The 26,464-nt window shown below is 73.0% G+C and carries 23 protein-coding genes and 1 pseudogene; 13 read left to right on the top strand and 11 right to left on the bottom strand.

What is annotated here, in order from left to right; all coding sequences use genetic code 11:
* The first annotated feature begins 52 nt into the window (after nt 1-52).
* From ASG04_RS09990 to ASG04_RS10000, 3 genes are read left to right on the top strand one after another with little or no spacing between them, the layout of a single operon-like run.
* Nucleotides 53-697 (top strand): TetR/AcrR family transcriptional regulator, encoded by a 645-nt coding sequence (locus ASG04_RS09990; RefSeq protein ID WP_056123229.1) that lies wholly within the window; start codon nt 53-55, stop codon nt 695-697.
* Nucleotides 694-1,422 (top strand): hypothetical protein, encoded by a 729-nt coding sequence (locus ASG04_RS09995; RefSeq protein WP_056123237.1) that lies wholly within the window; start codon nt 694-696, stop codon nt 1,420-1,422. The genes ASG04_RS09990 and ASG04_RS09995 overlap by 4 nt, the downstream gene beginning before the upstream one ends.
* The gene (locus ASG04_RS10000) at nt 1,419-3,488 is read left to right on the top strand and encodes a YhgE/Pip domain-containing protein (RefSeq protein ID WP_056123241.1); all 2,070 of its coding nucleotides are present in this window, start codon (nt 1,419-1,421) and stop codon (nt 3,486-3,488) included. The genes ASG04_RS09995 and ASG04_RS10000 overlap by 4 nt, the downstream gene beginning before the upstream one ends.
* A gap of 142 nt (nt 3,489-3,630) precedes the next feature.
* Here the strand turns inward: ASG04_RS10000 and ASG04_RS10005 are convergent, their stop codons facing one another.
* Both ASG04_RS10005 and ASG04_RS10010 read right to left on the bottom strand, forming a co-directional pair.
* Nucleotides 3,631-4,428: an NAD-dependent epimerase/dehydratase family protein gene (locus ASG04_RS10005; protein WP_056123242.1), complete on the bottom strand. Its 798-nt coding sequence runs from the start codon at nt 4,426-4,428 to the stop codon at nt 3,631-3,633.
* Between the two features lie 10 nt (nt 4,429-4,438).
* Entirely contained in the window at nt 4,439-5,206 is a 768-nt protein-coding gene (locus tag ASG04_RS10010) for an endonuclease domain-containing protein (protein ID WP_056123243.1), read from the bottom strand.
* A gap of 380 nt (nt 5,207-5,586) precedes the next feature.
* Between ASG04_RS10010 and ASG04_RS10015 the strand changes: the two genes are divergently transcribed.
* Complete coding sequence (locus tag ASG04_RS10015; RefSeq protein WP_056123987.1) at nt 5,587-6,585, top strand: LacI family DNA-binding transcriptional regulator; 999 nt, start codon at nt 5,587-5,589, stop codon at nt 6,583-6,585.
* 412 nt (nt 6,586-6,997) lie between these two features.
* Here the strand turns inward: ASG04_RS10015 and ASG04_RS10025 are convergent, their stop codons facing one another.
* The gene (locus ASG04_RS10025) at nt 6,998-7,672 is read right to left on the bottom strand and encodes a TrmH family RNA methyltransferase (RefSeq protein ID WP_056123249.1); all 675 of its coding nucleotides are present in this window, start codon (nt 7,670-7,672) and stop codon (nt 6,998-7,000) included.
* A 42-nt stretch (nt 7,673-7,714) separates the two neighbouring features.
* Nucleotides 7,715-8,428: a TetR/AcrR family transcriptional regulator C-terminal domain-containing protein gene (locus ASG04_RS10030; protein WP_056123252.1), complete on the bottom strand. Its 714-nt coding sequence runs from the start codon at nt 8,426-8,428 to the stop codon at nt 7,715-7,717.
* Nucleotides 8,429-8,520: 92 nt separating this feature from the next.
* Between ASG04_RS10030 and ASG04_RS10035 the strand changes: the two genes are divergently transcribed.
* The 4 genes and pseudogenes from ASG04_RS10035 (at nt 8,521) to ASG04_RS17890 (ending at nt 10,768) form a co-directional block, all read left to right on the top strand.
* A complete protein-coding gene (locus ASG04_RS10035; protein WP_056123255.1) occupies nt 8,521-9,318 on the top strand; it encodes an HAD-IIA family hydrolase in 798 nt (265 codons plus the stop codon).
* A 2-nt stretch (nt 9,319-9,320) separates the two neighbouring features.
* Nucleotides 9,321-10,109 (top strand): trans-aconitate 2-methyltransferase, encoded by a 789-nt coding sequence (locus ASG04_RS10040; RefSeq protein ID WP_056123258.1) that lies wholly within the window; start codon nt 9,321-9,323, stop codon nt 10,107-10,109.
* Between the two features lie 6 nt (nt 10,110-10,115).
* A pseudogene (locus tag ASG04_RS18090) lies at nt 10,116-10,304 on the top strand (nucleotidyltransferase domain-containing protein); the annotation flags it as partial.
* A gap of 200 nt (nt 10,305-10,504) precedes the next feature.
* Nucleotides 10,505-10,768, top strand: a complete 264-nt coding sequence (locus ASG04_RS17890) for a hypothetical protein (RefSeq protein WP_235515507.1) — start codon at nt 10,505-10,507, stop codon at nt 10,766-10,768.
* Nucleotides 10,769-11,215: 447 nt separating this feature from the next.
* On the opposite strand, the gene ASG04_RS10050 is transcribed toward ASG04_RS17890, so the two are convergent.
* Together ASG04_RS10050 and ASG04_RS10055 are read right to left on the bottom strand one after the other, a co-directional pair.
* Nucleotides 11,216-13,036: a phosphatase PAP2 family protein gene (locus ASG04_RS10050; protein WP_082517955.1), complete on the bottom strand. Its 1,821-nt coding sequence runs from the start codon at nt 13,034-13,036 to the stop codon at nt 11,216-11,218.
* Nucleotides 13,037-13,172: 136 nt separating this feature from the next.
* On the bottom strand, nt 13,173-14,081 hold the full coding sequence (locus ASG04_RS10055) for a CPBP family intramembrane glutamic endopeptidase (RefSeq protein WP_056123262.1): 909 nt from the start codon (nt 14,079-14,081) through the stop codon (nt 13,173-13,175).
* A gap of 22 nt (nt 14,082-14,103) precedes the next feature.
* On the opposite strand from ASG04_RS10055, the gene ASG04_RS10060 reads away from it, so the two are divergent.
* Nucleotides 14,104-14,793 (top strand): metal-dependent transcriptional regulator, encoded by a 690-nt coding sequence (locus ASG04_RS10060; RefSeq protein ID WP_056123269.1) that lies wholly within the window; start codon nt 14,104-14,106, stop codon nt 14,791-14,793.
* Nucleotides 14,794-14,988: 195 nt separating this feature from the next.
* On the opposite strand, the gene ASG04_RS10065 is transcribed toward ASG04_RS10060, so the two are convergent.
* Nucleotides 14,989-16,281 (bottom strand): sodium:proton exchanger, encoded by a 1,293-nt coding sequence (locus ASG04_RS10065; protein ID WP_156463610.1) that lies wholly within the window; start codon nt 16,279-16,281, stop codon nt 14,989-14,991.
* A 565-nt stretch (nt 16,282-16,846) separates the two neighbouring features.
* Entirely contained in the window at nt 16,847-17,491 is a 645-nt protein-coding gene (locus ASG04_RS10070) for a HEAT repeat domain-containing protein (RefSeq protein WP_056123271.1), read from the bottom strand.
* 90 nt (nt 17,492-17,581) lie between these two features.
* Between ASG04_RS10070 and ASG04_RS10075 the strand changes: the two genes are divergently transcribed.
* Nucleotides 17,582-18,535: an aldo/keto reductase gene (locus tag ASG04_RS10075; RefSeq protein ID WP_056123273.1), complete on the top strand. Its 954-nt coding sequence runs from the start codon at nt 17,582-17,584 to the stop codon at nt 18,533-18,535.
* Between the two features lie 71 nt (nt 18,536-18,606).
* Here ASG04_RS10075 and ASG04_RS10080 read toward each other — a convergent pair whose 3' ends face one another.
* Together ASG04_RS10080 and pyrE are read right to left on the bottom strand one after the other, a co-directional pair.
* Nucleotides 18,607-20,805, bottom strand: coding sequence for a septum formation family protein (locus ASG04_RS10080; protein WP_056123276.1), 2,199 nt, complete (start codon nt 20,803-20,805; stop codon nt 18,607-18,609).
* Nucleotides 20,802-21,353 carry an orotate phosphoribosyltransferase gene (gene pyrE / locus ASG04_RS10085; protein ID WP_056123278.1) on the bottom strand — a complete coding sequence of 184 codons (552 nt, stop codon included), beginning with the start codon at nt 21,351-21,353 and terminating at the stop codon, nt 20,802-20,804. Before pyrE ends, ASG04_RS10080 begins: the two co-directional genes overlap by 4 nt.
* Before the next feature lie 76 nt (nt 21,354-21,429).
* On the opposite strand from pyrE, the gene ASG04_RS10090 reads away from it, so the two are divergent.
* Together ASG04_RS10090 and ASG04_RS10095 are read left to right on the top strand one after the other, a co-directional pair.
* Nucleotides 21,430-23,043 carry a hypothetical protein gene (locus ASG04_RS10090; RefSeq protein WP_056123280.1) on the top strand — a complete coding sequence of 538 codons (1,614 nt, stop codon included), beginning with the start codon at nt 21,430-21,432 and terminating at the stop codon, nt 23,041-23,043.
* A 66-nt stretch (nt 23,044-23,109) separates the two neighbouring features.
* On the top strand, nt 23,110-24,444 hold the full coding sequence (locus ASG04_RS10095) for a M23 family metallopeptidase (RefSeq protein WP_156463611.1): 1,335 nt from the start codon (nt 23,110-23,112) through the stop codon (nt 24,442-24,444).
* On the opposite strand, the gene ASG04_RS10100 is transcribed toward ASG04_RS10095, so the two are convergent.
* Nucleotides 24,441-25,226, bottom strand: coding sequence for an aminoglycoside 3'-phosphotransferase (locus ASG04_RS10100; protein ID WP_056123289.1), 786 nt, complete (start codon nt 25,224-25,226; stop codon nt 24,441-24,443). The genes ASG04_RS10095 and ASG04_RS10100 overlap by 4 nt on opposite strands.
* Nucleotides 25,227-25,307: 81 nt before the next feature.
* On the opposite strand from ASG04_RS10100, the gene ASG04_RS10105 reads away from it, so the two are divergent.
* Nucleotides 25,308-26,144, top strand: coding sequence for an exodeoxyribonuclease III (locus ASG04_RS10105; protein ID WP_056123291.1), 837 nt, complete (start codon nt 25,308-25,310; stop codon nt 26,142-26,144).
* The last annotated feature ends 320 nt before the right edge of the window (nt 26,145-26,464 follow it).

The raw sequence follows: 26,464 nt of genomic DNA on the forward strand, positions 1-26,464 counted from the left end.
ACGGCCGCCTGACTATCTTGCACATGCGTGTGCAGGTTATTACGATGGACACGTGACCACTTCCGAGCCCTCCACCCGTGCCCCGCGGCGCGACGCGACCGAGAACCGCGTGGCGCTCATCGACGCCGCGAAGTCCGTGCTGCAGCGGGATCCGGACGCGTCGCTCGAGACGATCGCGACCGCCGCCGGGCTGTCCCGCCGTGCGGTCTACGGACACTTCCCCTCGCGCGACGACCTGGTCCGCGCCGTCGTCACCGCCGGCGCAGCCCGGGTCGCATCGGCCATGCCGACCTCGTCCGACCTCGGCGAGCTCCCGCCCGCAGCGCGCATCGCGGCCATCGCGGTCACGCTGTGGTCCGAGGTCTCGCACGTCCGCTCGATGGCCCGCATCGCGGTGCGCAGCCCGTACGGCGAGTCCGTGGCCGAGGTGTTCGCGCCGCTGCGGGCCCAGGTGCGCGAGGCGTGCGCGCTCGGGATCGCCGACGGGTCGATGCGCTCGGACGTCGACGCCGCCACGCTCGGTCGACTGGTCGAGGGCGCGTGCATCGCCGTGCTCGACGAGGCGACCCGTTCGGGCACCTCGGACCAGGACGGTCGGCGCATGGTCGTCGTCTCAGCCCTGGGGATCGCCGGCATCGACTGGCGGACCGCACTGCTCAGCCAACGCGCCGACCCCACCACCCAGGAGCTCGCGTGACCACCCTCGAACTGCAGGACGCCGGCATCGGCGACGAGCCGGGCGCCGCGCTCCCCCGCGTGTCCGCCGTCGCCGGGCCCCACCGCCCGGGCATCGTCGCCGTCGAGACCGAACAGGCACCCGTGCTGGCGTCCCTCGTCGCCGGTGGGCGGATGCAGCCGGAGCACGGCCGGGTGCTGGTCGACGGACACCAGGACGCCGCGGCCGTGCGCGGTGCGGTCGCCCTCGTGGACACGCCCGGTGTCGCCGAGCCCTTCCCCGTCATGACGCTCCGCCGGATCGTGCGCGAGGAACTCGCCTTCGCCGGACGGCGTCCCTCCCGCGAGCACGTCGACACCGTGCTCGACGGGCTCGGCATGCGCGAGTACGCCGACACCGCCGTGCAGCGCGTGCCGACGGCCGTCCGCGTGCGGCTGCTCGTCGAGCTCGCCCTGCTGCGCAACGGCGTCACGACCCTCGTGATCACCTCACCCGAGCGCCACGGCGGAGCGGTCGAGAGCTGGTTCGCCGTCGTGCGCGACGTCGTCGCGCGCGGGGTCACCGTGCTGCTGGTCACGTCGAAGGCCGCCGCCGAGACCGCTGAGCGCCTGCTGGCGACCATCCCGGTCCCGCACGACGACCTGCCCGAACCGGGCACCCCTGAACCCACCGGTCCCGACGACGCGACCCTTCCCGACGGAGACGCACCGCGCCTCCAGACCGCTCCCGTGGAGAACCGCTCGTGACCACCATCTCGCTCGTCCGCGCCGAACTGGCGCGCCTCACCGCCACGCCGCTCGCCCGGCTGGCGTTCATCGCCCTGATGGTCGTGCCGCTGCTGTACGGCGGCGCGTACCTGTGGGCCAACCGCGACCCGTACGCGGCGCTCGACAAGGTGCCCGCGGCGATCGTCAACCAGGACGCGGGCGCGACGCTCGACGGCAAGCGCGTCGATTACGGCACCGACGTCGCCGACCGGGCGATCGACGGCGCCGATTTCGCGTGGAAGGAGACCACCGCGGCCGACGCGCGCTCCGGCGTGCGGAACGGGACCTACGACTTCGTCGTGACGATCCCGCACGACTTCTCCTCGTCGCTGGTCTCGGCGCAGTCCGACGACCCGCAGCGCGCCGAACTCGTGATGACGACGGCGGACACGAACTCCTACCTGGCGTCGACCATCGCGGAACAGGCGGGCAAGACGATGCGCACGGCCGTCGCCGAGCAGGTCGGCAAGCAGGCCGCCAAGACCCTGCTGGTCGGGCTCGCCGACGTGCGGGACAGCCTGGGCGACGCGGTCGACGGCGCGGGGCAGCTCGCGTCCGGTGCGGCGACGGCCTCGGACGGTGCGGACCAGCTGGCGTCCGGCAACGCGGCACTCGCCTCGGGTGCGGCGTCGCTGGCATCGGGCACGGCATCGCTGCCGGCGCAGACCACGAAGCTGAACGGCGGGGCGCAGCAGGTCGCTTCCGGGGCGTCCACGTTGTCGAGTGGGCTGCAGTCGGCGGCCGACCAGACGTCGGCGCTACCGGCGCAGACCGCGCAGCTGGCGGACGGTGCGGCGAAGGTCGCCGCCGGGAACCAGCGGATCGCGACCGGTGTCGACGAGGCGAGCAAGGCCGCCGATGCCGTACAGCCCATCGACGCGGCGAAGCTCATCGCCGACCTCACCGCGAAGCTCCCCGAGGGCGTCACGCTCACGCAGGAGCAACAGGACCAGATCACCGCCGCGGTGACGCAGGCGAACACCGCGGGCGAGCAGGCGAAGGCCACGCTCACGGCGACGAAGGGGCAGATCGATCAGCTGAACGCCGGGTCGCAGCAGGTGTCCGCCGGGGCGTCCCAGCTCGCCGCCGCCGCGCCGACGCTGCGCTCCGGGATCGCATCCGCGGCATCCGGGGCGTCCACGCTGTCCGACGGCGCATCGCAGGTCGCTTCCGGCACCTCGGCGCTGGCCGCTGCGGCGCCGAAGCTGTCCGACGGCGCGTCACAGCTGTCGACCGGAGCCGCGTCGGCGTCCTCGGGGGCTGACTCGCTGGCGTCCGGGCTGCACACGCTCAAGGACGGTTCCTCGAAGCTGGCCGACCAGCTCGACCAGGGTCGCACGAAGATCCCGGCGTCGACGGCGTCGCAGCGGAACGACCAGGCGTCGGTGATCTCCGACCCGGTCAAGGTCGGGGACGACAACGTCGCGGCGGCCGACAACTACGGCGCTGGACTGGCTCCGTTCTTCATCTCGCTGGCGGCCTGGATCGGCATGTACGCGCTGTTCCTCATCCTGAAGCCGATCTCGAAGCGGGCGATCACGGCCGTGCGGAAGCCGCTGCGGATCGTGCTTGGCGGTTGGCTCACGCCCGTGGTGCTCGGCATCGTGCAGATGGTGGCGCTGTTCTTCATCGTGCGGTTCGCCCTCGACCTCGGCGTGCAGCTGCCCGTCGCGACGATCGGCGTGATGGTGCTGGCGTCGGCGACGTTCGCAGCGGTCCTCATGGCGCTCAACGTCCTGCTCGGGTCCGTCGGGCAGTTCCTCGGCCTGGTGCTCATGCTCGTGCAGCTCGTCACGGCCGGCGGCACCTTCCCCTGGCAGACGCTGCCCGGGCCCTTGGCGGCGCTGCACTTCGCCCTGCCGATGACGTACTCCGTCGATGCCCTGCGCCAGACGATGTACGGCGGGTCGATGGGTGCCGCGTGGTCCGATGCCGGCGTGCTCGCGTGCTGGATGCTCGGAGCGCTGCTGGTGTCGTACGTGGTGGCTGCCCGCCAGGGCCGCGCCCGCACCCTGCGCGACCTGCGCCCCAGCCTGATCGGCTAGCGGCCGCCCCCTTCCCCTCCCGATCGTCTCGTCGAGGGAGCAGAAAACGTCGGGTAGCCGCACGCTTCCCGACGTTTTCTGCTCCCTGGACGGACGTGGCGCGGGGCGCGGGCGGGGCGCGGGCGCGGGCGCGGCGCGGGCGTCAGGCCTTGCGGCCGAGGGGGTCGACGGCGAACGAACCGCCCAGCCAGCGCTCGTCCTCGGGCGGGAAGGCAGCGAGATCGTCCGCGGTGAGGACAGCACCTGCGTCATCGACCGGACGGAAGCCGATCGCCGCGCCCGCCCTCAGGTCGGCCGGGGTCCCCGCGTTGGCGGAGAGTGCCCACACCACGTGGTGGCCCGGCTCGCGCAGGGCGACCGTCGCGAGCACCAGCCGTGCGAGGTCGTCCGCCGAGGTCCACATCAGCAGGGCACGGCGTGACGAGGGCCGCTCACCGAAGGCGCCGATCCGCGCCGAGACGACGGAGATGTCGTACCGGTCGGCGAACAGGCTCCCCAGCAGTTCCATGCCGGCCTTGGTCACGCCGTAGTACGAGTCCGGCCGGGGAAGTCGGTCACCCGGCACGCTCCCCGGCGGCACGTCCTCGGGCACCCGGCCGACCGCGTGGATGGAGCTCGCCAGCAGCACGCGACGGACGCCGCGTGCCGCTGCTCCCTCGAGTACGTTCTTCGTGCCCGTGAGGTTCGCCGCAACGAGCGATTCCCAGTCCGTCTCCGCCGGGATGCCCGCCAGGTGCACGACCGTGTCAACCCCGGCGAGCGCGTCGTCCAGCGCGGCCTGGTCCGCCACCGACCCGAGCACGACGCGTTCGCCGTCGGCCGGGGGCGTCGACGGTGCGCGTTCGTCGAACAACGTCAGCTCGTGGCCGGACTGCAGCAGTCGGGACCGGAGGCTCGTCCCGATCCGCCCGGATGCCCCCGTGATCAGCAGCGTCGTCATGCCGCGGACCCTACGCGCGCGCTCCGATCAGGGCCGCCAGCGACGCGAGTGCCACGAACAGGTGCGTCGTGAGGTCCGACTTCGTCCACCGGAGGACGATCCACCCGAGCCGCTCGAGCTCGCGGTAGCGGCGGATGTCCGATGCCCACTGCACCGGGTCCGTTCGATGGTGGTCGCCCTCGTACTCGATCGCGATCCGCTGCTCCGGGTACGCCATGTCGACCCGACCGACGAAAGCCCCTCGCTCGTCGAGGACCTCGACCTGCAACTGTGGTTCGGGCAGCCCCGCGCGCACGATCGCCAGATGGCACCGGGTCTCCTGCGGCGAGCCCGATCCGACCCGCACCCGGCCGAGTGCCGCACGCAGGTGGCGCGCCCCACGACACCTGCCGTGCAGCGCCGCGACGGCACGGAGTTCGTGCAGTGTGGTCCGGCACGCCTGCTTCGCGAGGATCGCGTCGCCGAGCACGACGAGGTCGTCGAGCGCCAGGATGGAAGCACACTCGACCCACAGCGAGGCCGGACTGCTGGCCGGCATGCCCCAACGAGCCCGGACGAGGGCCCGGGCCGGATCGGACCGGTGGCCGACGACTCCGACCCGCCGCATCTGGGAGGCGGGACGGACACTGGTCACGTGGATGCGGTCGTCGGCTGCGACGGCGGCGGGCAACGGCAGCTCCCACACCTGCGCGGCAGTCGTGTGACTGACGTACTGCCCGGGCAACAGGACGGGACGGAACGCCCTGATCCGCGCGATCCCCCCCCGGTGGAGCAGCACGGGACCACCGGATCGACCGTGTCGGACAGGTCAGGTCCGACCGGCGCAGACGCTCGCGCGAGATGCCAGCGCGATCGGCAGCATCGACGGCGAAGGGGCGCCCCCGCAGCGCGGGTGGAAGTGGTCGTGGTCGCATGCGACGACTGTGCCGGGCCCCGAAGCCGCGCGATGCCGGATGGCCAGCGCTGTGGAGAACGCGCCCCGAGCCTCCCGTGTGGAGGAGCGCTGGCCGCGTCGATGGAGCAGAAGTCGCGGGTGCGGGGAGACCGCCCGACGTTTTCTGCTCCCTCGATGGAACTCGCGGGACGCGACGCACCCTCACGAAGACTCCAGGACCGCACCGATAGCATCGGGGGACGAGCTGGAGGTCGATGCCGACGATGCCTGACGCGAAACCCGCGACGATCTACGACGTCGCTGCCCGCGCGGGGGTGTCGAAGTCGCTCGTCTCCCTCGTGCTGCAGCGCTCCCCACGGGTGAGCGACCAACGTCGTTCCGCGGTCCTCAAGGCCATCCAGGAGCTCGACTACCGCCCCTCGACGGCGGCCGTCTCGCTGGCCGGCACCCGCAGCCGCACGATCGGCGTCGTGCTCGACGACTTCCGCAACCAGTGGTTCGTCGACCTGCTGACCGGCCTGCGCGAGTCGCTGCAGGACCAGGGGCACCGGCTCGTCGTCGCGGACCGGTTCCTCAACACGGGGCTCGACGCCTCGCCGGTCGAGGGCTTCCTGTCCATGCGCGTCGAGGGCATCGTCATCGCCGGCGAGCCCGACACCGACCTGGCGATCCCCGCGAGTATGCCCCTCGTCATCGCCGGCGGCCGCGTCGCCATCCCCCGCGCCGACACCGTCGCGAACGACGACCGCGCCGGGGGCCGCATGGCCGCCGACCACCTGCTCTCGCTCGGCCACCGCACGCTCGGCTTCGTCGGGGCGGGCTCGGCCGCGTCCCTGGAACGTCGCGCGGGGTTCGAGGCCGGGGTGGCCGACAGCGCGACCGACGCGACGGTCGTCACCACGATCCTCCCGGGAGAACTGACGGAAGACGCCGGTCTGCACGCCGCGCGCACGCTGTTCGAGGAGCACCCGGACGTGACCGCGCTCTTCGCGGCGAACGACGTGATGGCGCTGGGCGCGATGTCCGCGCTGACCGAGCGCGGGCTGCGCGTCCCGGAGGACGTCTCGGTCATCGGGTACGACGACACCCCGGTCGCGGCGACGCGCTACGTGGGGCTGACGAGCATCGACGACCGGTCCGTCGAGATCGGTCGCGGGGCTGGCGAGCGGCTGCTCGCCCGGATCGCCGATCCGACGGTGGTGGCGCAGGAGTACCTGGTCGAGCCGCGGTTGGTCGCGCGGCGCACGACCGCCGCGCGCTGACGCGGACCGGCTCCGCCCGTCCCGGGCTGCCGGCTGCTCGCTGCCCCTTGCCCCCTGCCCCCCTCCCCCCAGGTCGCACAACACGCCGCTCAGGTCCGCCGAAGTCGCCGGAACTGCTGCCGCCGCGCCCTCGCGACCACGATCTGCGCGACCTCGGCGATCCGCCGGCGGCATGTCGTGCGACTTCGGAGGCCGGCGTCGGTGCCAGCCACCCGCGACCGGCCGCCGTCGCAGCGCGCGACCGCCGCGCCCACACTGATCGGACTGGAGGCCGGACTCACCCCCGGCACGTCGGCGCGGTCCTGCTGGCCCTGGCACCGCAGCCCCAGCCCCGGCCCCGGCCCCAGCCCGACCCTGCCGTCGCTGCGAGACGCCGCCGCCGGGAACGGCGTCCGGCGCGTGCCGCGGCGGCTCACGCCGTGGGCGGCGCCTCGGCGTGCTGGACGATCCACGTGTGCATCACGATCGCGGCGGCGGCGGACGCGTTGATGCTCCGCGTCGAGCCGTACTGCGCGATCTCGAGGTGGGCGTCCGCGCCGGCGACGGCCTCGTCGGTCAGGCCGGGGCCCTCCTGCCCGAACAGGAAGACACAGCGCCCGGGCAGCTCGGTCGACTCGAGCATCGTCGCACCCGGGGTGTTGTCGATCGCGATGACCGGACGGCCCTCGTCGCGCATGGCCTGCAGGAAGGCACCCACGTCGGGGTGGTTCCGCACGTGCTGGTACCGGTCGGTGACCATCGCCCCGCGGCGGTTCCAGCGGCGACGCCCGATGATGTGCACGGTGCCCGCCAGGAACGCGTTCGCGCTGCGGACGATCGACCCGATGTTCAGGTCGTGCTGCCAGTTCTCGATCGCCACGTCGAACCCGTGCCGGCGGGTGTCGAGGTCGGTGACGATCGCCTCCATCGACCAGTAGCGGTAGTGGTCGAGGACGTTGCGGGTGTCGCCGTGCGCGAGCAGCTCCGGGTCGAGCCGGGGGTCCTCCGGCCAGGGGCGCGGGTGTGGTCCGACGCCGTTCGTCGTCCGCTCATGCGAGGGCGAGGGCGAGGGCTGCGACGACGGATCCGTCGCGGGCTGGTCGGTCACCCGTCCAGCGTAGGGCGGCTCAGCCGGACGTCGTCGTCGAGGTCACGCCGACTGCGGCAGCCGCGCCGCGATCCCCGCCAGCAGGACGTCCAGCCCCAGCTCGAACCGGGTGTCGTACGAGTGCGTGCCCAGGATCTCGCCCACCAGCGCGTGCCGCTCGGGCCGCCCGGCCTCGGAGTCGCCCCGACCGACCAGCACCCCGGCGTGCCCGACCACGAAGTCGTACACGACGAAGAACGTGTACATGGCCTCGACGTCGCTGAGACCGCCCTCCTGCAGCGCCCCGACGACCTTGGCGACGACCGCGTCCGACTCCGAGGACACCAGCGGGGCCCGCTGGCTGTGCGACTCGAGCACGAGCGGGTGCGTCACCATCAGGTCGCGGAAGGTGCGGGCGAAGGTCCGGACGACGTCGTGCCACTCGTCGGGCCACACGAACGTCGCGGTGAACTCGTCGACGGTCTTCCGCACGAGCTCGGCGTGCAGGTCGTCCAGGCCGCCGATCGTCCGGTGCACGGTCATCGGCGCGACGCCCAGCCGCAGCCCCAGCGCCCGGAACGACAGCCGGTCGAGGCCGTCCTCGTTCGCGATGGCCGTCGCTGCCGCGATCACCTGCTCGCGGGTCAGCGAGTTGGGCCGCCCCCGGCGTCGGGGCGCAGCAGCGTCAGCAGCACCGGGAGCGCCAGCAGCGCCAGCGGCTCCCGCAGCGCCAGCGGCACCGGCCGACGTGGCGGTGGTGGTCGGTTCGACGAGCACGGGGCCTCCTGGTTCCGGTACGTGTCCCGCAAAAACCCTACCGGGGGTCGGTGTTCACCGGGCCTCCGAGACACGCCGACTAGTGTGAGGACATGGCATCCCGCGACGAGGTCGAGTGCTGGCTGACGGACATGGACGGCGTGCTCGTGCACGAGAACCAGGCCCTCCCCGGCGCCCCGGAGCTCATCCAGCAGTGGCTCGACGAGGGCACCGAGTTCCTGGTCCTGACGAACAACTCGATCTTCACGCCGCGCGACCTGAGCGCCCGCCTGCGCTGGTCCGGCATCGAGGTCCCCGAGGACCGCATCTGGACGAGCGCCCTGGCCACGGCCGACTTCTGCAAGTCGCAGATGCCCGGCGGCTCGGCGTTCGTCATCGGCGAGGCCGGCATGACCACGGCCCTGCACGAGGCCGGCTTCATCATGACCGAGACCGACCCGGACTACGTCGTCGTCGGTGAGACCCGCAACTACTCGTTCGAGGCGATCACGAAGGCCGTCCGGCTCATCCGCGCGGGCGCCCGGTTCATCGTCACGAACCCCGACGCGACCGGCCCGAGCGCCGAGGGCGTCCTGCCCGCGACGGGTGCGATCGCCGCGATGATCGAGAAGGCCACCGGCAAGCAGCCCTACGTGGTCGGCAAGCCGAACCCGATGATGTTCCGATCGGCGATGAACCGCATCGGCGCGCACTCCGAGAACACCGGCATGATCGGCGACCGGATGGACACCGACGTGCAGGCCGGCATCGAGGCGGGGCTGCACACCGTCCTGGTCATGACGGGCATCAGCGACCAGGCCGAGATCGACCGGTACCCCTTCCGCCCCAGCGAGGTCATCTCCGGCGTGCACGAGCTCGTCCGCTCGGAGCCCATCGAAGTCGAGATGTAGCGGTGCGCTGGGACCCGACGCGGTACGCCGCGTTCCAGGACGAGCGGTCGCGTCCGTTCCACGACCTGGTCGCCCAGATCGGACAGGAGGCTCCACGTCGCGTCGTCGACCTGGGCTGCGGTCCCGGGACCCTCACGGCCACCCTCGCCGACCGCTGGCCGTCGGCCCACGTCGTCGGGGTGGACTCCTCGGCGGAGATGCTGTCCGACGCGGACAGCTTGACGCGCGACCACCCCACCCTGTCGTTCGAGCTCGGTGCCATCGAGGACTGGGCTCCCAACCCGTCGGACGACGTCGTCGTGACGAACGCCGCGCTGCAGTGGGTCCCGTCGCACGTCGAACTGCTGCCCGGCTGGCTCGCCGCGATGCCGTCGGACTCGTGGTTCGCGATGCAGGTCCCGGGCAACTTCGACTCCCCGTCACACGCGCTGATGCGGGAGGTCGCCGCCGAGGGCCCATGGGCTCCCGCGCTGTCCGGTGTGCTCCGGGCGGACCCGGTCCTCGATGCCGCGGGCTACCTGGAGCTCTTCGAGGACAACGGCTTCGCGGCCACGGCATGGGAGACCACCTACATGCAGCTGCTCCCCGGTGAGGACCCGGTGCTGGCCTGGGTCCGCGGTACGGGACTCCGTCCGGCGCTGGCCGCACTCGACGCTGCCGATCCGACCGGCGAGCTGACCGCCGCGTTCGAGGACACGTACGCCGCTCGACTGCGCCAGGCCTACCCGCAGGGCCCCCACGGCACGGTGTTCCCGTTCCGCCGTGTCTTCGCGGTCGCGCACAAGCGCTGAGCCCTCGTGCGACGGCGGCACGACCCCGCGGTCGACATCTGGGAGCCGCTCTCCGTCGACGCGGTCTCGTCCCTGATCGACGGCACGTCGGCCTGGCTGTCGGGCGGCGTGGGCATCGACCACTGGCTCGGGCGTGTGACCCGACGGCACGGGGACGTCGACGTGAGCGTGACCCGCCGTGATCGCGCAGCGTTCCTGGTGTCGCTGCCCGACTCGCTCCGGCCGTTCGCGGCGCAGGACGGCTGGCTGACGCCGCTCGACGAACTCCGCCCCGACCGCGCAGGCCTGGACGACGCAGGCCCCGCCGACGCAGGCCCGGACAACGTCTGGTGCCGCGACCAGCAATCCGGTCGATGGGTGCTCCAGGTCAACGCCGAGGACGGGGACGACACGACGTGGGCCTACCGGCGCGATCCGTCCGTGGTCCTGCCCTGGCCCCGGCGGTCCTCGTGGTGGCGGGTGTCCGCACGGTCGCGCCCGAGGTCCAGCTCCTCTGGAAGAGCCGCGCGCCACGCCCCGTCGACGAGTCCGACCGGCGGCACGTGCTGCACCGGCTCGACGCGGACGCCCGGACCTGGCTCCGGCGCGCGATCCGTACCGCCCACCCCGACTCCCCCTGGGCGATCGCGACCGACGACCAAGTACCTTCCGCGCGATGACGAATCCGGTCGCCTCGGCCCGGGTTCGCCGAACCTGATTCGTCATCCGCGAAAACGCATCCGCCCACACCCGAGCGGACTGCTCGTCCACGGTGCCGCGCACAGCGAAGCGGCCCCGGTGCCGTCAAGGTCGTGGCGACGAGGGGGGCGGAGCGACCGACGACCAAGTTCCTCCCGCGCGATGACGAATCCGGTCGCCTCGGCCCGGGTTCGCTGAACCCGATTCGTCAGCCGCGAAAACGCATCTGCCCGCCGGAGCGGACTGCTCGTCCATGGTGCCGGGTACCGGGAAACGGGCCCGGCGGAACGTGCGGGCGGGACGTGCGGGCAGGACGTGCGGGGCGGGACGTGCGGGCAGGACGTGCGGGGCGGGACGTGCGGGGCGGAGGTGGGGCGAGCCTCCAGGCCGGCCGACGCTCGATGCGCCGACCGGCCCGGTGGGGTGACTCAGCCGCTGACGACGGGCAGGTGGACGCCGGTCGTCGTCCCGGTGGTGCCGGTGCTGCCGGTCCCGCCAGCGCTGCCCGTGCCGCCCGTGGTGCCGCCGGGCGTGCCGGTGGTGGGTGCCGCGGTCACGGTGATCGCGAGCGGGTCGACGACCGCCGAGGCGCCCGAGGCGTCCACCAGGTCGACGGTGTGCGCGCCGGCCGTCGTGCCCGCCGGGATCGTGACGCTGCCGGTGGCGGCGCCGCTCGCGTCGGCGGTCAGCGTGCCGACGACGGTCGGGTCGCTGGCGAGCACGATCTGGTAGGTCGCTCCGGCGGTCAGGCCGGTGGCGGCGAGGGCCAGCTGCGAACCGGCCTGCACGGTGGTGCCGTCCGGTGCGGTCAGGACGCCGGAGACGACCTTGGCGGTACCGCCGGTCGCGACGACCGTCGCGGTGCCGTCCTGCGCCACGGTGACCGTGGCGCTGGTGGCAGCCGCCAGGTCGAGGCGCTCCCACGAGCCGTTCGCGGTGCCGGACTGGTCGAGCGGGTCACCCGAGGCGATCTCGGTCTGCGCGAGCACCGCGGTGCGCTGCGCGTCGGTCAGGGTCGGGAACGTGCTGAGCAGCAGGTTCTCGGCGCCGGCCGGGACGCTGGCGGCCAGGCCGGTCGTGCCGGTCTTCGCGAAGCCGTAGTCCATGCGCTCGCGGTAGACCTTCACGGCCGAGGCGCGGTCGGTCACGATCTGGGACGTGCCGCCCGGGATCGCCTTCCCGCCGTAGGGGTTGTTCTGGTACGGCTTCTCGGCGGCGATGCACGTCGCCAGGGTGTTGCCGCACTTGGCCTCGAGGTAGCTGACCAGCTCCTTGCGGGCCGGCTCGAGCACACCGGTGCGGAACGCGGTGTCGGACCAGCGTGCGGCCAGGGCGGCCTCGCCGTCCATGCGTCCACCCATGATGTCGAGCGGGTAGTGCACGCCGAGGACGATGCGGTCGTTGCCGTTCTCGGACGCGCGGGCCAGGATCTCCGGCGCGAGCTCGGGGACCAGCGTGGCCAGCGTGATGCCAGCCTGGTACGCGGTGGTGGTGTGGCCGCTCGGGAAGGACCCACCGGTGCAGATGCCCTGGGTGCCGTAGCCCGCGTCGAGCACGACGTCGCTCGGCGAGAACTCGTGCGTGGTGTCTGTCTGCACGGGCACGCGCGTGATCGTCAGGTTGCCCTTGGCGTCCGCCCATGCCGTGCCGGTGCGGTTGCCCGCGAGCGACGAGGCGTTGACCTTCGCCGGCGCGCAGTTGACCTGGTCGTCACCCGCCGGCAGGGTCGCCGAGGCGTCCGTCGGCAGGTAGGGACGGGGGTAGCTGAAGTGCGCCTTCGCGGTGCCGGTGCTGACGTAGGCGCCGGTCGTGCCCGTGTTGCTGTTGATGAGCGCCTCGGTCAGCGGCAGGTCGCCGTTCTGCCGGCCCTGCAGGTAGAGCTTCTCGAGCGCGTCGCCGAGCCCCTGCCCCACCGTCGAGGACTGGTCGTACCCGGTCGGGTCGTTCTTGTACTCGGAGTCCTGCAGTGCAGTGAACTGCTGGGCCTTCGTGGCGTTCTGGTTGATCCAGGACGTCAGCTGGTCGTTCTGCGCCAGCGTGGCACCACTGACGACCGTGCCGTGCAGATCGTTCGCGCCGCTGGACTTCCAGAAGGAGTCGTAGCCGCTCAGCAGCGAGACGAGGTCCGGCTTGGCGGTGTCGCTCGGGTAGGTCGCGGCGTTCGCCACGAGCGGGTTGCCGATGACCAGGGACGTCGCGATCGCCGCGACGGTCACCCCCGTGGCCATGGCGCGTGCGGATGTGCGCATGCGTGGTTGCCGCCCCGGAGGGGCGGCGCTCCTTCCTGTGGACCCGCCGGCGACAGTGTCGGGCAGGGCTCGGTTCCCGGGATGGGATCGCAGCGACGGTAAGGAGGCCCGGTGTCGGTCCGAGGAACAGTTGCCGTCAGGCAGGTGAACCAGCCGGTGTGTCTGTGCGGCTTCGCAGGTCGTTCCGGCCCGGAACTGCTTCCGCCTGTCCGCGGGGCGCTGCGACGTCGATGGGCCGGACGTCTCGCCAGCGGCGCCGCAGTCGTCGCGGCCGGTCGTCGCGCCAGGCGACGAGTCCTCCGGCGACCACGCCGAGGGCGAGCACGGCGAAGGCGAACACGCCGAGCACCCCGGCGACGGCGATGTCGTCGAAGCCCTGGCGCGACGTGGCGGACACCGCGATCGAGCCGAAGTCCCACGCGGCGTGCAGCAGCACGGGCGCGAGCAGGTTCCCGGTGAGCCGGCGGGCGACGTAGAGCGTCGAGCCGAACGACGCCGCGAAGACGACCTGAACGAGCGTCGGACCGATCCCGGCGCCGGCCAGGGCGTTGAGCAGGTGCAGCAGCCCGAACAGCACGCACGAGGCGATCCACACGCCGAACTCGGGCAGCCGCCGACGGAGCCCCACCAGCAGCACGCCCCGGGTCAGCAGCTCCTCGAACACCCCCACGAACAGCACGCCCACCCCGAGCAGCACGAAGTAGTGCCAGGGCAGCGCCGTCCAGTCGACCAGCGGCAACCGCGCCAGGCACACGACGGCGATCAGTACGGGGGCCACCCAGGTCCAGCGTGGACGGCCCCGGGTGGGGTCGACGGTCGCGATCCGCCACCACCCCAGCCCGGTGACGACCACGGCGAGCGCCAGCGCGGCGATGCCCTCCGGCACGACGAGCGCCCGCACGACGCTGTCGACCGTCAGCCCGAGCGACGGGTAGTCGTCACTCGGCCGGGAGCGCCAGACGCTGATCGCCGCGAAGACGACGAGCGGCGCGAGCCCGACCAGCAGGGAGGGCGGGACGGGCCAACGACGTCTGTGGGCGGGCATGGTGTGTTTGTACCATTGACGCATGCGCCTCCCTTCGCTCTCGACCATGGCGGAGGACTACGTCAAGCTCATCTGGAAGGCGCGCGAACACGGCGGCGACGGCATCGCCACGCGGGACATCGCCGCGGCGCTGCGGGTGTCGGCCTCGACGGTGTCGGGCAACCTCCGCAAGCTCGACCGCGACGGGCTGATCGAGCACACGCCCTACTACGGCGTCGTGCTCACCCCGCTCGGGCAGCAGGTCGCCGTGGCGATGGTCCGGCGGCACCGCTTGATCGAGTCGTTCCTGGTGTCCCGGCTCGGCTACACGTGGGACGAGGTCCACTCCGAGGCCGAGGCCCTCGAGCACGCGGTGTCCGAGACGTTCCTCGACCGGGTCGACGCCGACCTGGGGCACCCGACGCACGACCCGCACGGCGATCCGATCCCGCGCGCGGACGGCTCGGTGCCGGACTCCCCCGGCGCGCTGCTCGGCACGGTGGCCCCGGGTTCGTGCGGCACCGTCGGGCGGGTGTCCGACGACGACCCCTCGCTGCTGCGCTACTTCGACGAGCTCGGCGTCGGACTGGGGACGCACCTGCGCGTGGAGCAGGTGCGGGACTACGCGGGCGTCATCGCGGTGTCACGGCGCTCCCCGGACGGCATCGAGACCCTCGTGGACCTGCCGAGCGCCGCCGCCCACGCGATCTGGCTCACGCCCGACGCGGACTGACGCGCCGCGCTCCGCGCTTCCCGGGCGCCGGGCGCCGGGCGCCGGGCGCCGGGCGCCGGGCGGGGCCACCCTGCCCGAGGTTCCACAACTCGCCGCTCAGGTGCATCGAGGTTCCACGATGCGCCTGTTCGAGGTCCCGAGATGCCGCAATTGTGGAACCTGGGCAGGGCGGGAACCTCGGCAGGGCGTGCGACCTCAGCGCAGCGCCGGGGACGACGGCCGCCGGAAGGGTGCCGTGATCGTCGGGACGACGTCGCGCCGGCTGATCCACAGCACCACGAGGGCCACGACCAGGTGCACGATGCTCAACACCCATCGACCGCTGGTGTCCGTCACCACGAACTGCACCGCGAACAGCGCCACGAGGGCGATCGCCGACCAGCGGTGGAAGCGCAGCGCGATGATGATCGCGACCCCGAGCACGGTCTGCGACGCGGTGAGCATGAACTCCTCCACCTGGCGACCGTCGAGCGGCAGCCCGCCGGTGGTCCCCCCGCCCAGCACGTGGGCGATCGGCAGCGAACCGACGAGCAGCGACCACTGGTTGACCTTCGACGCGATGAGCGTGCCGATCGCCGCGCCGCCCATCCCCCGCAGCGCGAACAGGGCCGCCACGATGAACTCGGGCGCCTCGGTGGCGAGCGGTGCCAGCCACTGCACCAGGAAGTAGCTGTCGATGCCGAGCGCGCCGCCGGACTGGACGAGCGCGTCGGCGAAGGGCTCCGCCGAGGACAGGATCACCGCGGCGGCGACGACGAACAGCGCGACGATCGTCCACCGGCGGGCCCGCTGCGGCATCGAGGCCAGGTTGCCCGCCATGCCGACGAGCTCCTCGTCCTCGCCGTCGTCGTCGGCGGTCTTCGACGCCCGCCACAGGTACAGCACGAACGCGGCGAGCAGCACGAAGCCGAACCACATCGGGATCGAGCCCATCGCCGGGATCAGGAAGGCGATGACGGCGAGCAGCGCCAGGAACGCGATGTCCACCCGGGACGACCGCTCGAGCTCGAGCACGCGGGTGGCCGACGCGGGCAGGGCGCCGACACGGACGAACCGGCGGGCCACCAGGAGCGAGATGACCACGACGAGCGGCCAGCCGAAGCCGAGCAGCAGCCGGTTCGACCCGGTCATGTTGGCGGCGGCGAACTGCTCGTAGGCGGGGTCGGAGCCGGAGCGGAACGCGTAGTAGAGGTCGACGGCGTACTCGGGCAGCACGGCGATGAGGGCCAGGATCGCGATGGCGAGTGCGCCGGCGATGTCCTTCTGCGCGGCCTCGGCGGCCCAGGCGAGCAGGAACGACGCGGCGACGACCGCCGCGCCGAACACGAGCAGGTCGACGACGGGGTTCGGCGCGAACCCGGTCAGCCGGAAGACGACGGCGGGCACCGCGATGGCGAAGCAGATCGCGATCCGGCCCCAGGCGCTGGCGCCCATGCGGGGAGCAGGTGCCGCGGGTGCGGGCGACTGCACGGCGATGGTGTCGGTCATGGTGGTCCTCGTGGTCGAGCCATGACGCAGCACACACACTTCGAGCGGCTTCGGCCATGGCGGAACGGCCGAAGGTCTCGCTCGCCCCGACCGGCCCGACCGGGCCGTTCGTGGTGGTGCACCGGGCCGATCGTCGTGATGGCCAGTGTGTCGATGCACGCGCTGGGAGCTACTCCCCTTCGACACCCATGCTGGCGCGCTCCGATCGGCATGTGCAAGCCGATCGGCCCTGTTCGGGATCCCGAATCCGGGTCTTGGTGCGCCCGCCCCGGCGCACCGCGGATCGCACTGGAGGCTCGTTGCGGACCCGCCACGGCCCTCCCGTCCGGCGCACCGCGCCTCTCGTCCACCGCCGCGCGCCCTGGTGCGCGCCTGATCGCCTGGTGCGCACCGCTTCACGGCCCGGTGTGCGCCTGATCGCCCGGCGCGAGCTTGCAACCCCGCACCAGACGCACGACCTCGCACCAGCGAACAACCTCGCACCGTGCGACGGACAGCAACGGCAACCCGCACCGAGCGCACAATCCGGCACCGTGCACAGCGGGAACGCCGGCGCGGGGCCGGGTCAGCCCTTGGCGGACCGCGTGCGTCCGAGCGCGACCTCACGTCGAGCCCGGTCGAGCGCGAGCGACGACCCGGCGTCCGGGTCGTGCAGCAGCTGCTCGGTCGCCGCCGCGTGCGCGCGAACCGCCTCGGACCGGTGCGCGGCAGCCGCCTCGAGCACGGGTCCGACCGTCGACGCGCCGAGCCCGACGAGCGCCCGGCTCAGTGCCAGCTGCGTCTCGCGGTCCCCCTGGCCGAGCTGCACGGCGAGCATCCGCGCGAGCGACTCCTCCGATCCGGACGGCACGAGCACGACGGCCGCGCGCCAGGCGGTCCGCGCGACCCCGGGGTCGACGTCCCCGAGGAACGACGCCACCCGGGGGTACACGGACCGGTCGTGGACCTTGGACAGGGTGTGCAGGGCCTGACTGCGCGCCTGCGCCTCGGGACGGTCGAGTTCCCGCAGCACCCGCGGCACGACGACCTCGGCGGGCAGCCGGATGAGCGCCCAGGTCAACATCTCCCGCACCTGCAGGTCGGGCTCGACGCGGCACTGCTCGACGAGCGGCTCGAGCTCGTCGGTGGAGGGCGAGGTCCCTGCGGCCATCACCGCTCGCAGGCGCACGGTCGGACGGGGGTCGGCGAGGTACGAGGCGAGCGTCGGCATGTCCCCCACAGCCCACCCCGACGCCGCGCCCGTGTCAAGGCGGGCGGCCTACCGTGGGCCAGGAACCGTACCGCGACGAAAGGAACCCGCATGCCCCGCATCGGAACCAGCGACCTCCACGTCTTCCCGCTCGCCCTCGGCGGCAACGTCTTCGGGTGGACCGCCGACGAGTCGACCTCGCACCAGGTGCTCGACGCCTACACCGCCGCGGGCGGCGACTTCATCGACACCGCGGACGTCTACTCCGCCTGGGCCGACGGCAACTCGGGCGGCGAGTCCGAGACCGTCATCGGCTCGTGGCTGGCGAAGTCCGGCAAGCGCGACGACGTCGTGATCGCCACCAAGGGCTCGCAGCACCCCGAGTTCCAGGGGCTGGCGGCCGACACCGTGGCGAAGGCCGCGCGCGCCAGCCTGCAGCGTCTGGGCACCGACCGGATCGACCTGTACTACGCCCACTTCGACGACCAGGACACCCCGCTCGAGGAGACCGTCCGCGCGTTCGACCAGCTCGTGCAGGACGGACTGGTCCGGTACACGGCGATCTCGAACTACTCGAAGGAGCGCGCCGCCGAGTGGATCCGCATCGCCGACGAGCACGGCCTCGCCAAGCCCGTCGCGATCCAGCCGCACTACAACCTGGTCACGCGCCAGCCCTACGAGTCGGACATCGCGCCCCTCGCGCACGAGGCCGGCCTGGGCGTCGTGCCGTACTTCGCCCTGGCGGCCGGGTTCCTGACGGGCAAGTACCGGACGAAGGAGGACTTCGCGGGCAAGGACCGCGAGGGCCAGGTGTCCGGCTACTTCACCGACGCCGGACTCGCCGTGGTCGACGCGCTCGCCACGATCGCCCAGGACCACGACGCCGAGATCGCCTCGGTCGCGCTGGCCTGGCTGCAGGCCCAGCCGGACGTCGTCGCACCGATCGCCTCGGCGCGCAACACGGAGCAGCTGCCGGCGCTGCTGGCCTCCGCCGACCTCGAGCTCACGCAGGACGAGCTCGGGACGCTCACGGACGTGTCCGGGAAGGTCCCGGCCACCGCCTGAACGGCGACCGCTGACACACAGGAGGCTCCCCACCGGTCCGGCGGGGAGCCTCCTGTCCGTCCCGGCGTCGGCTAGGCCGACGGTGCCAGCGAGCCGGTCATCGTGCCGCCGCCGGACCGCGTGACGAAGCAGGACCAGAACCGGTCGCCCCGGTTCCAGGAATCCTGGTCAGGCGGGTAGACGGCCTGCACCTGGACGTCGCCGTACGTCGACGCTGCCGAGACGTCGAGCGCGTCGTCGGACCGGCACTGGTCGGTCGCGAGCTGCTTCGCGTCGTCCGCACCCGGGAACGCATCCGCCTCGATGGCGCCCCGTCGGGTGAGTTGCGCCGCGTGGGCAGTCGCGCAGTCGACGACCGTGAAGTCCTCGGCCCACGGATCGGTGAACGGGGTCATGCACTCCCCGCCGGCGAGCTCGTACCACGGGTGCTGGCCGGGCGACGCAGCGGTGGTCGCGAACGTGATCGTCGGCGCGGACGCGGGGGTGGCTGCGGCGCCGGGCTCGGGCGTCCTCGAGGTCTGCACCGACGCCGACGCGGCCGCCGGCGACTTGGTCGGGGTCAGTTTTTCGTCGATGTTGTTGCTCTTGATCCACCACGTGAGCGCGAAGACGGCGACGAGCATCACGACGATGATGACGATCGCCCCGCCGATCAGCAGCTGCTTGCCGCGCTTGCCCTCGCCACGCAGCCGGGCGAAGCCGTGGTTGATGAAGTTGCCGGTGTCGGCCGCGGGCGGGGCCGGCGTGCTCCGAGCGCCCGAGGCGGTCGGGCTCGCGGGCTGCGGGCGCGCCGGGGTCGGGGCGACGGCCGCGGGCATCATCCTGGTGCCGGTGTCGTGCGGGTCGTACCCGGTGGCGCCGAGCTGGTCGACGGCCTCGGTGCCGAACAGGTCCTTGATGGCGCTCGTGTCGCTGGTCTCGCGGCCGTGCCACTCGGACTGGTCGAGGTCTTCGGGAGCCTGCGGTGCCGCGGGCGGCAGGCCGACGGGTGCGCGGGTCGGCTCGACCAGCGGCGGCACGGGCGCCTGTCCCGTCGGTTCGTCCCGTTCGGGCGCTCCCGGGTCCGGTTCGGTGGAGGTCCGCGCGGCGTCGTCCGCGGCCCACCACGGGGTCTCCCCGGTGCGGACGGCGTCGTCGGCCAGTGACCAGCTCCCGCTGTCGCTCGGTGCGTCGCGGCGGACCGGATCGGTCGGCGGTGTCGAGGCGGTCGGCGGGACCGGCGCGGTCGGCGGGACCGGGGCGGTCGGCGGGACCGGTGCCGTCGGGGCAACTGGCGCGACGGGAGCTGCGGCGGGGACGGGGATCTCGCCCGAGACCACGTCCTCGTCGTCATCCTGGTCGGCCGTGAGCGACCACGAGCCGGCACCGAGCGTCGTCGTGTCGAACGACGCCGACGTCAGCGCCGTGGGCACCTCGCCCGTCGCGTCGTCGTGGACCGCCCAGTCGAACGGCCGGTCGGACTGCCCGGCGTCCGGGATCCGGAGCAGGTCCGTGAAGCTCGGCGGCTCGTCACTCGTCGGCAGGGCGTTCGGGACGCCGAGAGGCTGCGCGACGGGACCGGTCGGGGCCGGGACGTCCCCCAGGCCGGCGGGCGGGAGCGACGAGCCGGTTGCACGGCCGAGCCAGTCGACGTCGTCGCGGCCCTCGCCACGGGGATCGGTCCGGCGACGCTCGTCCTCGATCGCACGGGTCTCGGCGGCGCGCTGTGCACGGTGCGCCAACGCGGAGGGCAGCTCGATGGCACTCGGGTGCGGCGCCGTGGTGTTCGGCGGCACCGGGGCTGCCGCGGGGATCCGGCTGCTCAGCAGGGACCGGTCGGGGTCGGACGCGGGCTGCGCGGGCTGCGAGGGCCGTGCGAGCTCCTCGGGCATCGAGATCGCCTGGGTGGCGTCGTCCGCGGGCGGCGCGGGGGTCGACGGCTGCTGCGGTGCGGCGGGCGCCTCCGGCGTCTGCCGCTCGTCGCGCGCCTCCGGCTCGTCGGGCGCGGACGGCGTCTGCGGCTCGTCGGGCGCGGACGGCGTCTGCGGCTCGAACGGTTCCGGCAGCGGCTGGCCGGTCTCGGCGGCGGCGCGTTCGGCCTCTCGCCGCTCGCGGCGTGAGGGCCACTCGTCCGCCGTGCGCGGCGCGCCGAAGATGTCGGCGGCGCTGCGGAGTCCCGTGAAGCGAGCGTCCGAGGCGGGCGCGGGACGGGCCTCCTGGCCTTCGACCCCGCTGTCGGGGCCGCCGGCCTGGTCGGTCTCGCGCGCGTCGTCCGGACGCTCCTCGGTCACGCGGACAGCCCCAGATCAGCCAACCCGATGGCAGCGAAGTACGGGTACCCGGCGGCTTCGATCTTCTCCTTGGCGCCGGTGTCACGGTCGACGACGACCGCCACGGCGGCGACGATCGCCCCCTCGCGCTCGAGCGCCTCGGCGGCCTTGAGCGGGGAGCCGCCGGTGGTCGAGGTGTCCTCGAGCACGACCACGCGCTTGCCGCGCAGGTCCGGACCCTCGACCTGCTTGCCGCGCCCGTGGTCCTTGGGCTCCTTGCGGACGACGAAGGCGTCGTAGGCCTTGCCCTGGGCGGCGGCCTGGTGCAGGACGGCGCTGGCGATGGGGTCGGCGCCCATCGTCAGTCCGCCGACGGCGACGACGTCCGGGACCCGGTCGATGATCTCGGTCATGACCTGTCCGATCAGCGGCGCGACGCGGTGGTCGAGGCTGACCTTGCGGAGGTCGATGTAGTAGGTCGCCTTCTTGCCGCTGGTCAGCGTGAAGTCACCGTGGAACACGGCCTCAGCCGTGATGTGGTCGATCAACTGCTCGCGCGCGTCCGTCACAGCGCACAAGGGTAGCCGTTCGAGCCCACAGGCGCTCATCGGCGGGGTCAGAGGGGTCGTGGGTACGCTCCCGAGCATGCGTTCCGCCCGTCTCCGTGCCGTCGCGCACGAAGCCGTCGGTGTGGTCGTCGCGGTGGCGCTGACCGTGATCGCCCTGCGGCACGTGATCGCCTCGGCCAGGGTCTCGTTGCTCTGGTACGACGGCGACTCGGTCCTGCTCCCGCTGGTCGTGCGCTCGATGCAGGCGGGCGACCCGTTCGAGTGGGCGATGTCGCCCGCGCTGTTCTTCTTCCCCGAGCTGCCGGTCTACCTGCTGTGCTCGCTGGTCACCGCGACACCGCAGCAGGCCCTCGCGCTCAACGGGGTGCTGGTGCTCCTCGGTGTCTACGCACTGCTGCGGGCGGCGGCGAACGAGCTCATGCCCGCGGCGGGACGCCCGGCGCGGATCGCGGTGTCCGCCGTCGCGCTCGCGTTCCTGACCCTGCTGGTGCTGACCGAGTCGAGCGCCTCGGCCACGTCGCTCGAGCTCGCGTCGCTGCTACTCACGACGACGTACTACTACGGGGTCGCGCTGGCCCTGCTCGCCACCGCGGTGCTGGTCCTGCGCGCGGTGCGGACCGGTCGGGCGACGACCACCGTGCTCGTCGTGCTCGGGCTCGTCGCGACCTGCACCACCGCGTCGAACCCGCTGTACGTGCCGTGGTCCGGGGCGCCGGTCGTCGTGACGCTGCTCGTGCTCGCCCTCGCGCAGCGGGTGCCGTGGCGGCCCGCTCTGCTGCTGTCCGGCACCGTGGTCGCCGGCTCCGTCGTCGGGTACCTCGTGCGGATCCCGCTCCGGCCGTTCGTGTCGCTCGACCCCTCGACGTACGTGCACCCGGAGCGGGCGGTGTCCACGCTCGGGTTCTTCGCGTCGATCACCGACGTCCGCTCCGGCACGGTGGTCGGCGACGCGGGCCTCGTGCTCATGCTGGTCGGGGTGCTGCTCTCGGTGGGCGGGACGGTGTGGGCCTGGCGGGTGCGGGCGTCCCGCACGGTGCTCGTCGCCTCGGCGCTGCCCGCCGTGACGATCGTGGCGGTGTCGGTCGGCGTGGTCGCCGCGGGCTCCGAGACGCCGCGCTACCTCGAGCCCGTCGTGGTCGCGCCGCTGCTGGCGCTCATCGCCGTCTGCGAACTGATCCGCGTCGCTGTGCGCCGCACGCGCGTGTACCGACCGTCGCGGGGCATCCGCGTCGGGCTGGCGATCGGCACGGCCGCGGTGCTCGCCGCAGGGATCGCCGTCGCGCCGAGCACGGTCCGGACGGTGCGGACCGCCTCCTACGCCCCTGCCGCGTGCCTGGACCGCTGGGCAGCGGGCCGGGACGTCGTCGGCGTGGGGCAGTTCTGGACCGTGCGGCCGCTCGCCACCTACGCGTCGACGAACGTCCGGATGCTGCAGGTCCGCGACTCGTTCGAGGTGTACCCGTGGCTCGTCGACCTCGGCTCCTACCGGGACGCCGACCCGACCTTCGTCGTGGTCGGGTCCGGCGACGTGTGGCCGACCTCGGTGGAGGACCAGCTCGGCGCCCCGCTGTCCGTCACACACTGCACGGGCTTCGACATCTGGGACTACGCGGGGACGACGGGGGCGACGACGCTGCGCGACCGCGTGGTGGGCAGCGCCGCGGAGGTCCGGCGGGACCGGGGCTTCTAGCGAGTTCTCCACAGGCGGTGCGTCGGCGTCGCGGAGATCCTGTGCGGATGTATAGGCTCGCTCCCGATGTCTCGATCTGCTGCGCCCCACCAGCCCTCGCGCGTCCGCGTGCCCGCACGCCGGTCGCTGCGCTTCGCCGTCGCCGGGCTCTCGCTCGTCGGGCTCGCCGGTGCCCTGGTGCTCGACGCGCCGCCGGCCCAGGCGGCGACCTACCCGTCGTGGGACGACGTCCTCGCCGCCCGCGGGCAGGAGTCCCAGAAGAACGAGCAGATCTCCGGCATCCAGACCCTGATCGGCGACCTGTCCGCCAAGGCCGACGCCGCCGTCGCCCAGGCCGAAGCCCGCGGCAACGAGTACGCCGACGCCCAGCGCAAGTCCCAGCGCGCAGCGGAGAAGGAACAGCGGCTCCGCGCCGAAGCCGACGAACACGCGCAGACCGCCGAGCAGAGCGCCGCCCAGGCCGGTCAGTTCGCCGCGCAGATGGCACGATCGGGCGGTGCCGACGTCACCTCGAGCGTGCTCAGCGGGGGCGACGACTCGCGTGACCTGCTGTACGACCTCGGCGCGCTGAGCAAGCTCTCGGAACAGGCCGAACGCGTCGAAGCCGTCGCCAGCGCCGATGCCGCGGTCGCCCGGGCGCTGTCCGGACAGGCGGACCGCGCCGCCACCGAGCTCGCCGAACTCGCCGCCGAGGCCGAAGAGCGCATGGCCGAGGCCCAGGCCGCGTCCGACCGCGCCCAGTCCGCCTACGACGAGCAACAGGACAACAAGGCGCGACTCGAAGCGCAGCTCGCGACGCTCAAGTCGGGTCGGGTCCGGACCGAAGCCGAGTTCGCGAAGGGCGAGGCCGAGCGCAAGGCGGCCGAGGAACGCGCCCGTGCCGCGGCGGCGGCTGCAGCAGCCCGGGCGGCCGCAGCAGCCGCGGCCAGCAACAGCGGTGGCGGTGGCGGCAGCGGCGGTGGCGGTGGTGGCGCCGTCGGCTCCGGCTCCGGTTCCGGATGGGTCCGTCCGGCCGGCGGGTACATCACCAGTGGGTACGGCACGCGCGTGCACCCGATCACGGGCGCGCAGACCTTCCACGACGGCATCGACCTCGGCAGCGGCTGCTCGACGGCCATCGTCGCCGCGGCTGCGGGCACCGTCGAGTACGTCGGCTGGTACGGCGGCTACGGCAACTACGTGCGCATCAACCACGGTGGTGGCGTCAAGAGCGCCTACGGGCACATCGTCAGCGGGGGCTTCCGCGTGGCCACGGGCCAGCAGGTCGCCGCGGGCACCCTCGTCGCCCTGGTCGGGTCGACCGGCAACTCGACCGGCTGCCACCTGCACTACGAGACCCACGTCGGCGGCGGCACCACGAACCCGGTGTCGTTCATGGCGGCCCGCGGCGTCGGCTTCTAGCCCGTCGCGTCCACCTCGTCCACGCTCAGGTCCCACAGCGCCCGGTACCAGGCAGTGCGTTCCCGGTCGACCATGACGCCGTACGCCCCGTGGAACACGTCGTCCCACCCCGGCCCGTAGTTCCAGCCGAGCGCCATCGTCGCCACGGCGATGTCCGCCCACCGGTCGGCGACCCCGAGGGAGCCCAGGTCCACGTGGCCGATCCACCGGCCGTCGTCCCCGAGCAGGGTGTTCGGTGAGCACGCGTCGCCGTGGCAGACGACCAGTACGTCCGGGTCGGGAGCCGGACCGAGGCGGTCCACGTCGACGCCGGCGGCACGGGAACGGTCCAGCCGCATCGCGGCCGACCAGTCGAACGGGCACTCCGCGACGGGGAGCGCGTCGTGCATCGCGCGGAGCCCCTCGGCGATGGCCACGACGGCCGTCCGTGGTTCGTCCCGCCAGCGCGGGTCGACCGCACTCCACCCGGGGACCGCACGGGTCCGTAGCCAGGCACCATCGTCGTCGGCGCCGTGGTCCAGGACCTCGGGCACCCGCAGCCACCGTCCCGCCCACCGGAGCCGTTCCGCCTCGGCACCGACCCAGACCGTGTACGGACGCGGGACCCACTTCAGGTACTCGTCCGCCGTGTCGGCGCGGCCGTCGCCACCCACGCGGAAGGTCTTCCCACCGATCGCGTTCACCCACACCGGCGCGAGCGACCGATCCGCGGCGAGTCGTGCGATCGGCTCCGGCACGTCGACGACCTCGCCGACGCCGGGGATCCCGTTCTTCGACGTCATGCGGCCAGCCAACACCACCCGTCCGTCCGGCTGCCGTCACCCCGCACTCGTCCCACGGTCGCGACCGGTAGGTTCGATCCCATGCGCGTCGCGACCTGGAACGTGAACTCCGTCCGCACCCGAGTCGGCAGGGTCGTCGACTGGCTCGTCCGCCAGGACGTCGACGTGCTCGGCATGCAGGAGATCAAGTGCAAGCCCGAGCAGTTCCCGGTCGAGGCGTTCGAGGCCGCCGGCTACCACGTCGAGGCGCACGGCCTGAACCAGTGGAACGGGGTCGCGTTCGCCAGTCGACTGCCGATGGAGGACGTCACCCGCGACTTCCCCGGTCAGCCCGGCTTCCTCAAGGGCCACGAGGGTCCCGACCTTCCCGTCGAGGCCCGCGCCATCGGCGTCACCGTCGACGACGTCCGGCTGTGGAGCCTCTACGTGCCGAACGGCCGCGAGCTCGGTGACCCGCACTACACGTACAAGCTCGACTGGCTCGCGCAGCTGGCCGACCGCACCGCCGAGTGGCTCGAGGCCGACCCGTCGCTCAAGCTCGCGCTCATGGGCGACTGGAACGTCGCGCCGCTCGAAGAGGACGTCTGGGACATGCGCGTGTTCGAGGGTGCGACCCACGTCAGCGAGCCCGAGCGGTCCGCGTTCCGCACCTTCGAGGAGCGCGGCCTGCAGGACGTCGTCCGGCCGCTCGTCCCCACCGGGTACACGTACTGGGACTACAAGCAGCTGCGGTTCCCCCGCAACGAGGGCATGCGCATCGACTTCGTGATGGGGTCCCAGGGCTTCGCCGACGTCGTCACGGGGGCGTCCATCCACCGCGACGAGCGCAAGGGCGACGCCCCGAGCGACCACGTGCCCGTCGTCGTCGACCTGGACCTCGAGACCTCGTTGGACGACGACCGCCCGATGATCTTCTGACGCCGGGGCGGCGTGCCCGCCGCCCTGCGCCCGCGTCCGCGCCCGCTCCCGCTCCCCTGTTCCCAACGCTTCCCCGCTCCCACCGCGAGGTTCCGCAACTCGCTGCTCACCTCCACTGCGGTTCCACGTTCCCCCGGTGCAGCGCTGCGAGGTGCCGCAATTGCGGCATCCCGAAGCGACCACCCACCGGACTGGAGGCTCGTGGCGGCTCGGCACCGGGCCTCCCGTCCGCCGTGTGGCGGCGCAACAGCCCGCCGCCCGTTCCCCTCGCGCACCCTAAGAGGTTCGACAACTCACCGCTCAGTTCCGCCGCGGTTCCG

Origin of the sequence: Curtobacterium sp. Leaf183 (assembly GCF_001424385.1) — a bacterium.
Classification (GTDB): Bacteria; Actinomycetota; Actinomycetes; order Actinomycetales; family Microbacteriaceae; genus Curtobacterium.

Bases quoted from the DNA above. Each gene is read 5' to 3' on its own strand.
- ASG04_RS10050 (WP_082517955.1), bottom strand. From the start codon at position 13,036: ATGCGCACATCCGCACGCGCCATGGCCACGGGGGTGACCGTCGCGGCG.
- ASG04_RS10090 (WP_056123280.1), top strand. From the start codon at position 21,430: ATGCGTTCCGCCCGTCTCCGTGCCGTCGCGCACGAAGCCGTCGGTGTG.
- ASG04_RS10060 (WP_056123269.1), top strand. From the start codon at position 14,104: ATGCGCCTCCCTTCGCTCTCGACCATGGCGGAGGACTACGTCAAGCTC.
- ASG04_RS10015 (WP_056123987.1), top strand. From the start codon at position 5,587: ATGCCTGACGCGAAACCCGCGACGATCTACGACGTCGCTGCCCGCGCG.
- ASG04_RS10035 (WP_056123255.1), top strand. From the start codon at position 8,521: ATGGCATCCCGCGACGAGGTCGAGTGCTGGCTGACGGACATGGACGGC.
- ASG04_RS10100 (WP_056123289.1), bottom strand. From the start codon at position 25,226: ATGACGTCGAAGAACGGGATCCCCGGCGTCGGCGAGGTCGTCGACGTG.
- ASG04_RS10075 (WP_056123273.1), top strand. From the start codon at position 17,582: ATGCCCCGCATCGGAACCAGCGACCTCCACGTCTTCCCGCTCGCCCTC.
- ASG04_RS10070 (WP_056123271.1), bottom strand. From the start codon at position 17,491: ATGCCGACGCTCGCCTCGTACCTCGCCGACCCCCGTCCGACCGTGCGC.
- ASG04_RS10055 (WP_056123262.1), bottom strand. From the start codon at position 14,081: ATGCCCGCCCACAGACGTCGTTGGCCCGTCCCGCCCTCCCTGCTGGTC.
- ASG04_RS10095 (WP_156463611.1), top strand. From the start codon at position 23,110: ATGTCTCGATCTGCTGCGCCCCACCAGCCCTCGCGCGTCCGCGTGCCC.
- ASG04_RS10105 (WP_056123291.1), top strand. From the start codon at position 25,308: ATGCGCGTCGCGACCTGGAACGTGAACTCCGTCCGCACCCGAGTCGGC.
- ASG04_RS10065 (WP_156463610.1), bottom strand. From the start codon at position 16,281: ATGACCGACACCATCGCCGTGCAGTCGCCCGCACCCGCGGCACCTGCT.
- ASG04_RS10005 (WP_056123242.1), bottom strand. From the start codon at position 4,428: ATGACGACGCTGCTGATCACGGGGGCATCCGGGCGGATCGGGACGAGC.